The organism is Janthinobacterium sp. PC23-8 (assembly GCF_002250505.1).
Taxonomy (GTDB): Bacteria; Pseudomonadota; Gammaproteobacteria; order Burkholderiales; family Burkholderiaceae_D; genus Janthinobacterium.
Genome location: NZ_NJGY01000003.1, coordinates 861,332 through 874,529, shown reverse-complemented (window position 1 = coordinate 874,529; position 13,198 = coordinate 861,332). Strand labels below are relative to the sequence as shown.

The 13,198-nt window shown below is 66.2% G+C and carries 13 protein-coding genes; 10 read left to right on the top strand and 3 right to left on the bottom strand.

Annotation, left to right across the window (positions count from 1 at the left end):
* Positions 1-216: 216 nt before the first annotated feature.
* Positions 217-822, bottom strand: a complete 606-nt coding sequence (locus CD932_RS23485; protein WP_094445243.1) for a TetR/AcrR family transcriptional regulator — start codon at positions 820-822, stop codon at positions 217-219.
* Positions 823-919: 97 nt separating this feature from the next.
* Here CD932_RS23485 and CD932_RS23480 point away from each other — a divergent pair, with 97 nt between their 5' ends.
* From CD932_RS23480 to CD932_RS23440, 9 genes are all read left to right on the top strand, one after another.
* Positions 920-2,200, top strand: a complete 1,281-nt coding sequence (locus tag CD932_RS23480) for an NAD(P)/FAD-dependent oxidoreductase (protein WP_094445242.1) — start codon at positions 920-922, stop codon at positions 2,198-2,200.
* Complete coding sequence (locus CD932_RS23475; RefSeq protein WP_094445241.1) at positions 2,197-2,970, top strand: DUF1365 domain-containing protein; 774 nt, start codon at positions 2,197-2,199, stop codon at positions 2,968-2,970. Before CD932_RS23480 ends, CD932_RS23475 begins: the two co-directional genes overlap by 4 nt.
* Positions 2,967-4,172: a cyclopropane-fatty-acyl-phospholipid synthase family protein gene (locus CD932_RS23470; RefSeq protein WP_094445240.1), complete on the top strand. Its 1,206-nt coding sequence runs from the start codon at positions 2,967-2,969 to the stop codon at positions 4,170-4,172. The genes CD932_RS23475 and CD932_RS23470 overlap by 4 nt, the downstream gene beginning before the upstream one ends.
* Complete coding sequence (locus CD932_RS23465; protein ID WP_094445239.1) at positions 4,141-5,430, top strand: MFS transporter; 1,290 nt, start codon at positions 4,141-4,143, stop codon at positions 5,428-5,430. The genes CD932_RS23470 and CD932_RS23465 overlap by 32 nt, the downstream gene beginning before the upstream one ends.
* Entirely contained in the window at positions 5,427-5,960 is a 534-nt protein-coding gene (locus CD932_RS23460) for a DUF3833 domain-containing protein (protein WP_094445238.1), read from the top strand. Before CD932_RS23465 ends, CD932_RS23460 begins: the two co-directional genes overlap by 4 nt.
* Positions 5,948-6,727: an SDR family NAD(P)-dependent oxidoreductase gene (locus CD932_RS23455; RefSeq protein ID WP_094445237.1), complete on the top strand. Its 780-nt coding sequence runs from the start codon at positions 5,948-5,950 to the stop codon at positions 6,725-6,727. Before CD932_RS23460 ends, CD932_RS23455 begins: the two co-directional genes overlap by 13 nt.
* The gene (locus CD932_RS23450) at positions 6,724-7,164 is read left to right on the top strand and encodes a nuclear transport factor 2 family protein (RefSeq protein WP_094445236.1); all 441 of its coding nucleotides are present in this window, start codon (positions 6,724-6,726) and stop codon (positions 7,162-7,164) included. The genes CD932_RS23455 and CD932_RS23450 overlap by 4 nt, the downstream gene beginning before the upstream one ends.
* Positions 7,165-7,457: 293 nt before the next feature.
* Positions 7,458-9,677 carry a serine/threonine-protein kinase gene (locus tag CD932_RS23445; protein WP_094445235.1) on the top strand — a complete coding sequence of 740 codons (2,220 nt, stop codon included), beginning with the start codon at positions 7,458-7,460 and terminating at the stop codon, positions 9,675-9,677.
* Complete coding sequence (locus CD932_RS23440) at positions 9,674-10,258, top strand: hypothetical protein (protein WP_094445233.1); 585 nt, start codon at positions 9,674-9,676, stop codon at positions 10,256-10,258. The genes CD932_RS23445 and CD932_RS23440 overlap by 4 nt, the downstream gene beginning before the upstream one ends.
* A 28-nt stretch (positions 10,259-10,286) precedes the next feature.
* Here CD932_RS23440 and CD932_RS23435 read toward each other — a convergent pair whose 3' ends face one another.
* Entirely contained in the window at positions 10,287-11,810 is a 1,524-nt protein-coding gene (locus CD932_RS23435; RefSeq protein WP_094445231.1) for a sigma 54-interacting transcriptional regulator, read from the bottom strand.
* A gap of 173 nt (positions 11,811-11,983) precedes the next feature.
* Between CD932_RS23435 and CD932_RS23430 the strand changes: the two genes are divergently transcribed.
* Positions 11,984-12,466 (top strand): hypothetical protein, encoded by a 483-nt coding sequence (locus tag CD932_RS23430; protein WP_094445229.1) that lies wholly within the window; start codon positions 11,984-11,986, stop codon positions 12,464-12,466.
* 2 nt (positions 12,467-12,468) lie between these two features.
* Here CD932_RS23430 and CD932_RS23425 read toward each other — a convergent pair whose 3' ends face one another.
* Positions 12,469-13,167, bottom strand: a complete 699-nt coding sequence (locus tag CD932_RS23425) for a hypothetical protein (RefSeq protein ID WP_094445228.1) — start codon at positions 13,165-13,167, stop codon at positions 12,469-12,471.
* Between the last annotated feature and the right edge of the window lie 31 nt (positions 13,168-13,198).

The window sequence follows — 13,198 nt, the reverse complement described above, 5'->3', positions numbered from 1 at the left end:
GTAGGGACGGCGCCGGCGCGGCGTCATGTACCAATTGGGAGGTCAGGTGCAATAAAGACACGGCGCGCCACAGTGGCCCGGCGGCGCATGGATGCGACGCTCGGACAGCCGATCCAGGAGGCCGTTGAAAAGAAGAAGGCGACCTTGGTCGCCTTTGATATCAGAATGACTGTCACGCGCAGGGCGTAAGCGTTCCCTCATCGGGCAGCGCCAGTTTCAATGGAAGCCGTCAAACGTCACCTTCAGCATGTGCTGCACGATATCGTCGTTTGCCATCTTGCTGTATTTCTGCAGGTATTCGACGGCCGGATCGCAGGTGCGCGCATAGTAGCTGTACAAGATGACGTCGGTCGGCAGCTCCCGGCTCAGCAGTCCTTGCTGCTGCGCCTGCTTCACCAGGGCCTCCAGTTGCCGGTTCAGCTTCATGATGCGCAGCATGTACTTCACATTGCGGATCAACATGTCGCGCACGTGCGGGCTGGTCGACGGCAGGAACGGCAAGCCGCCATCGAGGCGCACGCGCAAGGCCCACTCCAGCAGGGACGACAGCTTGTGCACCGGCCCGTGCGAGGGATCGAGCGCCGCCACGTAATCGAGCGCGCCATCGAGCAGGCGTATCAGCGCCTCCCCCACCAGCTCCTCCTTGGACTTGAAGTGCTTGTACAGGCTGGGCTTGGAAATACCGACGGCGCCGGCGACATCGTCCATGGTCATCAGGTCATAGCCCTTCTGGCTGAGCACCGAGGTGGTCGCATCGAGGATCGCGCTTTCGCGCAATTTGAAGGCTTGATTCTTGAAGCTCAGTCTTGGAAGAATACTCATCGGTAAATTTCCGCTACTAATCAGTAGCTTTTGTTGTTGGTCAGTAGTAATATTATCACACCGGTAGAACTGCGACCATGATAACAAAGAAAATCACATGACTCTCACACGCAAACGTATCGCCATCATCGGCTCCGGCATCGCCGGACTGGCCAGCGCCTACTTCCTCCGGCACCAGCATGATGTGGTGCTGTTCGAAGCGGGCGACTACCTGGGTGGCCACACCCATACCGTCGACGTGACGCTCGAAGGTCGCACCCACGGCGTCGATACCGGCTTCCTGGTCTACAACGACCATACCTATCCGAACCTGGTGGCCCTGTTCGGCGAACTGGGCGTGGCCAGCATCGCCAGCGACATGTCGTTTGGCGTGTCGATGGACGGCGGCGCGCTGGAATGGGCCGGCACCAGCATCGATACTGTCTTCGCCCAGCGCGCCAACGCGCTGTCGCCGTCGTTCCTGGCCATGCTGCGCGACATCCTGCATTTCAACGGCCATGCGGCGCGCTTCCTCGAACTGGCGGACGCGACCGGCCTGACGCTGGGCCAGTTGCTGCAGCGCGAGGGCTACGGCACGCGCTTTCGCGACGCCTACCTGCTGCCGATGGCGGCGGCGATCTGGTCCAGTTCGCCGAACGACATCCTGCGCTTTCCCGCCGCGACCTTCCTGCGCTTTTGCCTCAATCACCGCTTGCTGCAGGTCAGCAAGCGGCCGCAATGGCGCACGGTGGCCGGCGGCGCGCGCCAGTATGTAGACAAAATCGCCGCCACCCTGCCCGACTGCCGGCTGCGCAGCGCGGTGCGTTCGGTGCGGCGCAAGGGCGGCGCAGTGCTCGTGACCAGCGCCGCCGGCACGGAACGCTTCGACGCCGCAGTGCTGGCCACGCATGCGCCCACCACGCTGGCCATGCTGGCCGACGCCAGCGAAAACGAACGCGCCATCCTGGGCGGCGTGCGCTACCAGCCCAATGCCGCCTGGCTGCACACCGACACCAGGCTGATGCCGCGCAGGCGCAAGGTCTGGTCCGCCTGGAATTACCTGGCGGGCGCCGCAGCGGCCGGCCAGCGCCCGGTGTGCGTGAGCTACTGGCTGAACCAGCTGCAGGCGCTGCCCTTCGACACCCCGGTGATGGTCACGCTCAACCCGCATGTCCTGCCGGCAGCCGGCACGGTGCTGGACAAATTCGACTATGCCCATCCGATCATGGACCATTCCACGATCCGCTCGCAACAGCAGCTGGCGCACATCCAGGGCAGCGGCGGCGTCTGGTACGCGGGCGCCTGGACCGGCTACGGCTTCCACGAGGACGGACTGAAATCGGCGCTGCGCATCGCCACGGCGTTCGATGTGGCGCCGGCGTGGGCCACGCTGGCATGAACGGCAGCCCCGCCCAGCTGGTACGCGGCCAGGTAGTCCATGTGCGCCTGCGCCCCGTGACGCACCGCTTCGTCTATCCCGTGTTCTATGTGCGCCTGAACCTGGCCCGGCTCGACCAGTGCAATGGCCGCTGGTTCGGCGTGGATCGCTGGCGGCCGCTGTCGATCCGCCGCCGTGATCATGGTCCGCGCGACGGCTCCAGCCTGGAGCGATGGATGCGCGCGCTGCTGCTGGAACACGAAATCGACGCCGATGGCGAGATCTGGCTGCAGACCTTCCCGCGCGTGGCCGGCTACGTCTTCAATCCCGTCAGCTTCTGGCATTGCCACGACGCCGGCGGCCGGCTGCGCGCCGTGCTGGCGGAGGTCAACAACACATTTGGCGAGTCGCACCGCTACCTGCTGCGCATCACCGGCGAGGCGGGCCAGGAGCGCGCCGCCTGCGTCAAGCAGTTGCATGTATCGCCGTTCTGCCAGGTACAGGGCCACTACCGCTTCCGTTTCCGGCTCGGTGGCGCACACCATTACACGGGGCTTGACTATCACGACGACGCAGGCCTGCTGCTCAAGACCGCGCTCAGCGGGCGCCCGGTGCCGCTGACCGATCGCGGCGCGCTCGGCGCGCTGCTGCGCTACCCGCTGCTGGGCATCGGCATCGTCGTGCGCATCCACTGGCAGGCCTTGAGGCTATGGCTCAAGCACGTACCGTTTTACAGCAAACCACCGGCCCCCATCCGTCCCATCACCATGCGTCAGGAGCATGAGCAATGAATCGTACCTTGTCGACCATACCAGTGTCGGCGCCCGCCGGCGCCCGCCTGTTCCTCTCGCTGTTGAACAATCTGCGCCACGGGCACCTCGAACTGATCACGCCGTGCAACACGCGCATGGTGTTTGGCGACGCCCATGCGGTGTCGGGCGCCACCCTGCAACTGCACGACTGGCGCGCCTGCCAGCGCATGCTGCGCGCCGGCGACATCGGCTTTGCCGAGGCGTATGCCGCCGGCATGGTCGGCACGCCCGACCTGACGGCGCTGCTGCGCCTGGCACTTGCCAACGAAGCAACGCTGAACCAGCTGCTGTTCGGCGGCGCGCTGGCACGCTGCTGGTACCGCCTGCGGCACTGGCTGCGGCCAAATACGCGCAAGGGCAGCGAGCGCAACATCCATGCCCACTACGACATCGGCAACGATTTCTACCGCCTGTGGCTCGACGCCAGCTGGACCTACTCGAGCGCGCTGTTCGACGGCGACTACAGTTTGCCGCTGCTGGTGGCGCAGCAGCGCAAATACCAGCGCATCATCGATACGCTGCAACTGCAACCGGGCCAGCGCGTGCTGGAAATTGGCTGCGGATGGGGCGGCTTTGCCGAATATGCGGCGCTGCAAGGCATCCATGTGCACGGCGTGACGATCTCGCCGTCGCAGCTCGAGATCGCCCGTGGCCGTATCGATGAGCTGGCGCTGCAGGACCGCGTCCGGCTCGACCTGTGCGACTACCGCGACCTCGATGGCCACTACGACGCCGTGGTCTCGATCGAAATGTTCGAGGCGGTCGGCGAGCGCTACTGGCCGCAGTATTTCAGCACCGTGGCGGCGCGCCTGAAACCGGGCGGCCAGGCGCTGGTGCAGACGATCACCATCGGCGAACAGTATTTCGAGCGCTACCGCAGCAGCACCGATTTCATCCAGCAGTATATTTTCCCGGGCGGCATGCTGCCGAGCATCGAGCGCTTCGAGCGCCAGGCCGGCCTGTGCGGCCTGCGCCCGCTGCAGCGCCATGCGTTTGGCCGCGACTATGCCGAAACGCTGCGCCGCTGGGACGCCCGCTGCCGCGCTACCGAGCACGAGATTGCCGAACAGGGGTTCGACCAGCACTTCATGCGCGTCTGGCAGATGTACTTCGCCTACTGCGAGGCCGCCTTTGACGAGGGGAGAACCGATGTCGTCCAGTTCCTGCTCGAAAAGGCCTGACGCGGCGGCCTGGCGCCTGGCCGCCTATGGCCTGCTCGGCATGCCGCTGGCCATGGCTGCGCTGCCCGTGTATGTGCAAGTGGCCTCATATTACAGTGCGGTGCGCGGCGTCGGCCTGGCGCAGGTCGGCTGGATCCTGTTTGCGGCGCGCCTGTTCGACACGCTGCAGGACCCGCTGCTCGGCCACGTCATCGACCGCCTGCGCGGCGGCATGACGCGCTGGATGGCGCTGTCGGGCCTGCTGCTGGCGCTGGCCTTTGCCGGCCTGTGGCAACCGCCCACCACGGTCCTGGCGGCAAGCTGGTGGCTGGCGGCGATGCTGGCGCTGGCCTACGGCGCCCACAGCATGGTCAATATCGCCTACCTCGCGTGGGGCGCTCGCCTGCCGTCCGGCGCCGCGCTGTTGCCGGCGGCGGCCTGGCGCGAGGGCGCGGGGCTGGCGGGCATGGTTCTCGCCAGCGTGATTCCGGCCGCCGTGATGAGCGGACCGGCCGCCGGCATCGCGACCGGCATGGGGCTGTACAGCCTGGCGTTCGCGGCGCTGTTGCTGCTGGCGCTGCTGGCACTGCTGACGCTGGCGCCGGCCTGGCCGGTGGCGCAGCAGCCGGCGCAGCACTGGCGCGCCGCGCTGCGCCGCGTGGCCGCCAACCGCAGCTTCCGGCGCCTGCTGGCGCCGTATTTTCTCAACGCCTGCTCGGTGTCGCTGCCGGCTACGCTGGCGCTGTTTTTCATCAGTGACCAGCTGCGCTCGGCGCCGCTGGCCGGCGCCTTCTTGGGCTGCTACTTCGTCGCCGCCGCCTGCGCCCTGCCGCTGTGGACCGCGCTGGCGCGCCGCATCGGCGTGCTGTCCTGCTGGCGCCTGGGCATGGGCCTGGCCATCGCCAGCTTTGCCGGCGCCGCGCTGCTGGGCCAGGGCGACGTGCTGCCCTATTTTGCGGTCTGCCTCGCCGCCGGCGCGGCGCTGGGCGCCGACCTGGCGATGCCGCCGGTGCTGCTGGCCGGCATGATCCCGGCCGACGAGCCGGCCGGCGCCTACTACGGCGTGCTGACGCTGGCCGGCAAGCTGGCACTGGCCCTGTCCGGCCTGGCCTTGCCGCTGCTGGCCATGCTGGGCTACCGCCCCGGCATGCCGGGCGGCCTGGCGCTGGCCCTGGTGTATGCGGCGCTGCCCTGTACCTTGAAACTGCTGGCCATGGCCACCCTGTGGCGTGGCCTGCCATCGACTTTTCCCGTTGCGCCTTACCGGAGTTCACCATGAAAAACCTGTTGGCCGGGCTGCTGCTGGCCTTGATCGCCGGCTGTGCCGGCCCCGACGTGCAGCAATACAAGGCGCAGCAGCCGGCGCTCGACCTGGCCGCCTACTTCAGCGGCACCACGGACGCCTGGGGCATGTTCCAGCGCCGCGGCGGCGACGTGGTCAAGCGCTTCCACGTGGTCATCACCGGCACCCCGGGCGATGGCACGCTGATCCTCGATGAACAGTTCCGCTACGATGACGGCAGCAAATCGCGACGCGTGTGGCGGCTGGCGCGCGGCCAGGACGGACTGTGGCGCGGCCGCGCGGACGACGTCAAGGGCGAAGCGGTGGGCGAAGTGGCCGGCAACGCGCTGCGCTGGCAGTACACGCTGCTGCTGCCGGTCGACGGCACGACCTATGAAATGCGCTTCGACGACTGGATGTTCCTGATCGACGACTGCACCATGATCAACCGCGCCAGCATGGGCAAGTTCGGCATCGAACTGGGACAGGTCACGCTGATGTTCCGGAGGCGCGCATGCGCGCCCTGAACCGTCCGATCGCGTCCTGGGCGGGACGGCGCATCTGGCTGGTCGGCGCCTCCAGCGGCATCGGCGCCGCGCTGGCGCAGGAGCTGCTGCAGGCCGGCGCCGTGGTGGCCCTGTCGGCACGGCGCGCGGCGCAGCTGCGCGAGGTGGCCGCCGGCCACGCCCAGGCCATCGTCGCGCCGTTCGATATCCTCGACCATGCGGCCTGGGGCGAGCGCTACCGCGACATCTGCGCGCAGGCCGGCGGCATCGACCTGGTCGTCTTCTGCGCCGCCGCCTACCGGCCCGAGCGCAGCTGGGAAGTGAGCGCCGATGGCGCGGCGCGCACGCTGGCGGTCAACCTGGGCAGCGTGTATACGGGCCTGGCCACGGTGCTGCCCGACATGCTGGCGCGCGGTTCCGGCGGCGTGGCCATCGTCGCCAGCGTGGCCGGCTATGTCGGACTGCCCAACGCCAGCGTCTACGGCCCCACCAAGGCGGCCCTGATCAACCTGGCCGAAGTGCTGTACGCCGACCTGCACCCGCGCGGCCTGGACGTCTACCTGATCAATCCGGGCTTCGTGCAAACGCCGCTGACGGACCAGAATGCGTTTGCCATGCCGGCCCTGCAAACGCCGCAGGCGGCCGCGCGCGCCATCTGTGGCGGCCTGGCCGGCGGCAAATTCGAAATCCATTTCCCGAAACGCTTCACGATATGGGTCAAGCTGCTTGGCGCCCTCCCATACCGGCTGCGCTTTGCCCTCATCACCCGCTTCCTGGTGCCCAAATGAGCGACCCCGAACCCTTGCTGGCATGGTATGCCGCGCTCACCGCCGACAGCGTGCGGCAGGCCGGCCACTTCTATGCGCCAGACGCGCAGTTTCGCGATCCGTTCAACGAGGTGCGCGGCGTGGCGGCGATCGAAGCGGTCTTCGCCCATATGTTTGTCAACACGCAAGAGCCGCGCTTCCTCATCGGCGAGCGCATCGTGCAAGGCGAGCAGGCCTTCGTTACCTGGCGCTTCGTGTTCCGGCTGCGCGGCGTGCCCTACGAGATATGCGGTGGCAGCCACCTGCGCTTCAACCAGGCAGGCCTGGTGGTGCTGCACCGCGATTACTGGGATGCGGCCGAGGAGCTGCTGCAAAAGCTGCCGCTGGTGGGCGCGCCGATCCGCTGGCTGCGGCGGCGCTTTCGCGTCACGCTGGCGGCCACGGCAACGACACCGTGAGGCGCGCCATGCGGCCATGCGCGAGGCGATAACAGCGCCCGCGCCGGCAACGCCGCTGCCTTGAAAAACAGCGCGCCGATGAACCAGCCACGCCACGTCACCTATTACGGCGGTACGGACGTGAGCCAGACCGATAATCCGCCGCTGGCGGCTGGCTGCTGGCGGCGAAGCCGGGATCGGTCAATCAGGAAAATATTCTCTCAAAAGAACATTGTTAACTATAAATATATTAAATATGATACTCTTCAGGCAATGTCTTCCTTGTGACCGACCGCCTATCATGGAGCAGTGCCATGGCCTATACTCTGGCGCCCAATACAAATGTAGCTAGCGTCGGACACTATGAATTGCGGCAATGTCTCGGCGAAGGCGGCTATGGCCAGGTGTATGAAGCATGGGACCAACTGCTGTATCGCAGCGTCGCCCTGAAGTGTCTGGCCATTACCGGTGGCGAGGCGGGCCGCGAGCAGTTGATCCGGGAAGCCCGCCTGGCCGCGTCGCTGCAGCATCTTGCCTTTGTCAATATCTTCGGTTTCGAGGATGACGGCCGTTCCCAGTACATCGTGATGGAGCTGGTGCGCGGCAGCACCCTGCGCGACCATGTCGCCGAATGCGCCAGCAACATCACGCGCGCGCTCGATATCATCGACCAGGTTGCCGCCGCCATGGCCGAAGCGCACGCATCGAACCTGGTGCATGGCGACTTGAAACCCAGTAATCTCATGCTCGAACCGGGCGGTACCGTACGCATCCTCGATTTCGGCCTGGCGCGCCATATCGATCCGCTTGCCACGCAGTCGGGCGCGCCGGAAGATGCGCAAGGCACGATCGCCTATATGGCGCCAGAGCGCCTGGTCGGGCTCCCATCAAGCGCGGCGACCGACATCTATGCGCTCGGCGTGGTGCTGTATCAACTGGTGACAGGCGAGCGTCCGTTTGCCAGCCTGAATGGCCTGGCGCTGGCCAGCGCGCACATGCATTCCAGCGCGCAGCAATGGCAATTCCCTGTCCACCTCGATCCTGATCTGCTGCAATTGATACTGGCGATGTGTGCGCGCGACACATCGTTGCGCTTGCAGAGCATGAGTGCCGTGCGTGCGCGTATCGCCGTACTGCGCGGCACTGCCGCCGCAGCGCCACGACCGGGACCGGGTCCGGGACCGGGACCGGGTCCGGGTCAAGGTCCGGCTCCCACCTATTCCCCCACGCCACGCTGGTGGCGAACCAGGCGCTTGCCCCGGCGGGCCATGCTGCTGGGCAGCGGCGTCTTGCTGTTGGCCGCAGCCGCCTTCGCCCTGGTGCCGCTGGCGCCAGCATGGCAAGCCCCGATCGCCTGGCGTTCCGACTCCGCATTGATGCAATCGGGCCTGGAGTCCTTGCGCCACACCGACCGCGACGGCGCGATCGAACAGGCGTTGCAGCAATTTGGCGCCATTCTTGCGCACCACCCCAACCATGCCGGGGCGACTGCCGGGCAATCGCTGGCCTACAGCATGCGCTATGTCGGCGACGGCCGCGACGAGACCTGGCTGACCCGGGCGGCGACCGGCGCCGCACTGGCGCTGCGAGAAAACGACCAGCTGGCGCTGGCCCATGCGGCGCAGTCCTGGGTGGCAGCACTGCAAGGCCGCGGCGCCGATGCGCTGGCCGCCGCCGACCGCGCGCTGGCGCTCGACCCCGACGACGTGTCCGCGCTGCACGCCAAGATCAATGTGCTGCTGCGCATGCAGCGCCACGATGCCGCCAGCGAACTGATCGTCCGAGCGCGGACACGCTGGCCACGCGAGCGCACCTTCGCCGACCTCGATGGCACACTGCACTTCCAGCAGGGCGACTATGTGGGGGCGGAACAGGCTTTTCGCCAAGGCCTGCAACTTGAACCCGACGCCGTGCTCGGCTACGCCAACCTGAGCGCCGCGCTGTCCCGCCTTGGCCGTGGCAACGAGGCACTGAGCGTGCTGCAGCAAGGCTTGCGCATGCAGCCCAGCGGCGCCTTGTATACCAACCTGGGCGCGGCACTGTTCGCGCGCGGCGATTTTCTCGGCGCCAGTACCGCCTTCGAGCATGCCGTGTCGTCTGTCAAGGGAGGCCCGAATGATTACCTGAAATGGGCCAACCTGGCCGACGCGCTGAGCTGGCTGCCTGGGCGCGAGCAGGCCGCGCGCGATGCCTACCGGCGCGCCATGCAATTGCTGCAGCCGATGCTGGCGCGCGCGCCGGACGACCCCACTTTCCTTACGCGCATGGGCCTGTACGCCGCCCACCTGGGCAATGTGCCCGATGCGCTGAAATGGGCCGAGCGCGGCGCAGCCGTTGCGCCGACCAACCCCGACGTGCGCTTCCGCGCAGCGCTCGCCAATGAGCTCAGCGGCAAACGCAACGCCGCCCTTGCCCATCTGGTGAGCGCCACCGACTTGGGCTACCCGCTCTCTGCCATCGAGAGCGAACCCGAGCTCGTCGCGCTGCGGCGCGACTCACGTTATCAAACCCTCGCCATGGAAAATAAACGATGACCCATCCTATCTCGCTTACGCCGCCTGCCCAGGCCCTGCTGCACCTGTCTTTTGACGCGGACCAGCACGGCAGCGCGCTGGATCACTATTTCACACCTGTTTCCTCCACCACGCCCGTGCCAGAACCGGTCGAAGGCGTGCACACCGCCAGCCTGTATTTTGCACCGGGGGAGCAATTGCTGGTGCGCATTTCCGCCAGCGGCGCGACCACCGGCACCAACGCTTTCGACTCTTTCCAGGTCATCGATTGCGTGATCATCACCCGGCCCCAGGTAATCCAGCGCGGCCGGGGCCTGGACACCTTGTATTCCCCACCCTCGCCGTTCCTGCAGGCGGTCGGGTCCTGCTACCCGATGGCGCTCGATTTCTACGCCAGCGTCAATCCGCTCAAGCCTGGCGGCGAACGCGTCGTCAACCAGACCTGGAAAGGCTCGCTCGATGTCGGCGTCAGCCCGGGCATCTGGGATTTTTCGATGGTAGTGACCGTGCGCATTACACGCGGGGTCGGCGCCGTCAGCGAGGTGCGGGTATTCTGGTTCGATCCGGAAATGGAAGTGGGCAGTACAGGCACGCTCAAGTAAAGCCTGCACGACACGCCAACATGGCCCACTAACCCATCAGGCCCTGGCTACGCAGATGGCGGCGTAGGGCCTCGCAGGGAGTCCTCAGCACTCCGGCGCAGCGTTCGACATCGCCTTGCTCCGCAGCCAGCGCAAGGCGCAATTCATCGAATGGAATCGCAGCCGCCTCGCGTATCAGCGGGTGGGCTGCCAGCAATTTGTACATCGATGGGCGCGATACGCCCAGCGCCAGTGCCGCAGCCCGGATCTGCCAGGCGTTGGCATCCATCGCATCGAGCACGGCGCCAGGCTCGATACCGGCCAGGTCGCTCCGGCGCGGCGCGGCGGCGGCATCTTCGGCGCACGCCACCACCGGCACCAGCGACGACAGCAAAGGAGCCACGCCTGACTGCAAGGCAAGCAGTGCGCGCCCGACCACATTGCGCAGTTGGCGCACATTGCCCGGCCATTCATGGCAGCATATATCGCGCACCAGCGCCACCGGCAAGGAAACTTGCACGCCGGCCGCCGCATTCCAGGCCAGCATCGCGTGCGCGGTCAGCAAGCCAATGTCTTCCCTGCGCGCGCGCAACGCAGGCAGTTCGATCACAAAACTTTCCAGGCGCCGCAGCAGTGGCTGGTTGAAATTCGTGCTGGCCAAGTCCTGGTCGGTCGCGGCCAGCAGCCGCGCGCGCGATTGCATCGATCGCGCGGCGCCCAGCGGTCGATATTCACCCCCGTCCAGCACCCGCAACAGCATCGGTTGCACCGCCACCGGCGCATTGCCTATCTCGTCGAGAAATAGCGTGCCGCCGGCCGCCTCGGCAAAAAACCCGTCGCGCAGGCGTTCCGCGCCCGTGTAAGCGCCCTTGGCGGCACCGAACAGGTCGGCCGCAGCCAGCGTGTCGTTGAGCGCGGCCATGTTAACTGCCACCAGCGGCCCGTCGCGATGCAGGCTGGTGGCGTGGATGGCGCGCGCTGCCAGCTCCTTGCCGGTGCCGGTTTCGCCCAACAAAAGCACCGGCAGTTCGGTGGCGGCGACCTGGCGTATCAACTCACGCACTTTTCGCATGCCGCTGCTGACGCCAATCAATTCGCCGTACTGCTCGAGTTTCGGCAAACCCTGCGCCCAGTGCACGCACAGCAGCACGGCGCCCCCCAACTCCAGCACCAGGCCGCCATCGAGACGCGCAGCGTCGATCGCCAGTGGCGCCGCCAGTGGCACGCCGTCGAGCGTGACGAGCATGCGGCTGGCCGGCGGACGCAGCGTCAGGCCGCCCACCGCGCCTGCCTGCAGCAGCAGCGGCTCGCGCGCAATGCAACGTTCGCCCAACGGGAGCGGTTCTTTGCCCGGGTGACAAAATGCCGGCGCATAGCGGTTCAGCGCCAGTTCCGGCATGCCAGGGCCAGCGATGAATTGCTCGCCGATCCGTGCCAGGTCGGGATGCCAGAGGATGGTGAGCGCCAGCAGGCGATGCGCGCCATGTTGCGGCATCGACAGTGCCGACGTCAGGGTTTGCTCGTTGTCCAGCGACACCATCGGCGCTTCCTCGCAAGTTGTGGGTATCAACATGATGCCGGGTTGGCGGTGGCGTGTAAAGGCAGGACTGTTGACATGTCAGTGGCAGCGCCATTGACGCACAGTTTGACTATTCCTTCAGGAAACTGCGGGCGGCCAGCCGGACGGTGACTGGCACGATTTTTGATAAGTAAGCAATATTACTTTCCACCACAGAGGTCATCGAGATGAACACCTACCGCACTGGTCCTTTCTTCAGCCGCTTGCTGCCGGCCACCGTCAACCGCCTGGCGCTGCTGCAGTTCAACGTCAGCCTTGATGAGGAACATACTTTTCTGCACGTAGCGCTCGAACGCGGCGAACATATCGACCTCGGTGAACGCGCCCATCATTATTTCCTCGTCACGCTGGCGCGGCAAAGGCTGAAGGATGCGCGCTGTGGCGGCGACCCGAGTGGGCAAGGATGGATCGCAGTCGACGCGCTGGCGAAAATGCTGGGGCTCGACACGGGTCACCTGAACATTCACATCTACCGCGCCCGCCGCCATCTGGCCAGCGCGCTGCCATCATCGAGCGACAGCGAGGCGGTCCTCGAGCGCCGGCGCGGCGAGGTGCGTATCGGCGCGCTGCCGTTTCGCATTGTGCGCGGCTCACTTCTCGAAGGCGAGTTCGTGCCGGCGCCGGCGACGTTGCCAGCGCACAGTATGTAAAGTCAGCCCTCCTGGCCGGCCCGATACACCATATTGCGTGTCGCCGGCGCGCCTGCACGCAGCGTGCTCGCTGGTGGACCGGGAACATACTGCAGGATATTCGAGGCCGTGAGCGTCACCGTCACGGCAAACACGCCGGCGGGAAAGCGGATGCACAGCGGTTTGATTGACGGCGTCACCTGGCTGACCGGCCGATTGAGCTGAAAGTCGCCACCGAAGGCCACCCAATAGGCCAGCGACTCGTTGCCTGCCGGCGAGAAGCCATGGCTCACATTGGGTTGGGCGGGAAAGGCAAACGTCCCGGCCCCGCTCATGCCTATCCCCAGCAGCACATTATTGACCGTAGGGATGGTGTAGTCGCCCTGCACCGACAGCGTGCCCGGTACGGGCGGCGCCGGTGCCGGCGTGAAAAGGTAGCCGTACTGGCCCAGGGCAAGCACGACGGAAGTGCCGGTGATGGCATCGGCGGCCTTTAGTTGCTGCGTGGCGGGCACGGTGACGTTGAACCACGCGCAATCGTACGCCACCTTCCATTGAAAATCGATTTGCACATCCGGATTGGCGCCGCAGACCATCCAGGCCAAGGCGCCAGGATTACCATCGCTGCAACTGACATTGCCCGCATCCTGGTAGACGCAGACATTGCCGCCGCTACCGCTCTTGTTGAGAAAAAAAAGATCATACTGTTGAACGCTGCCCATGGCTTGCCCCTCCTGATCCGCGTGCCCCGGG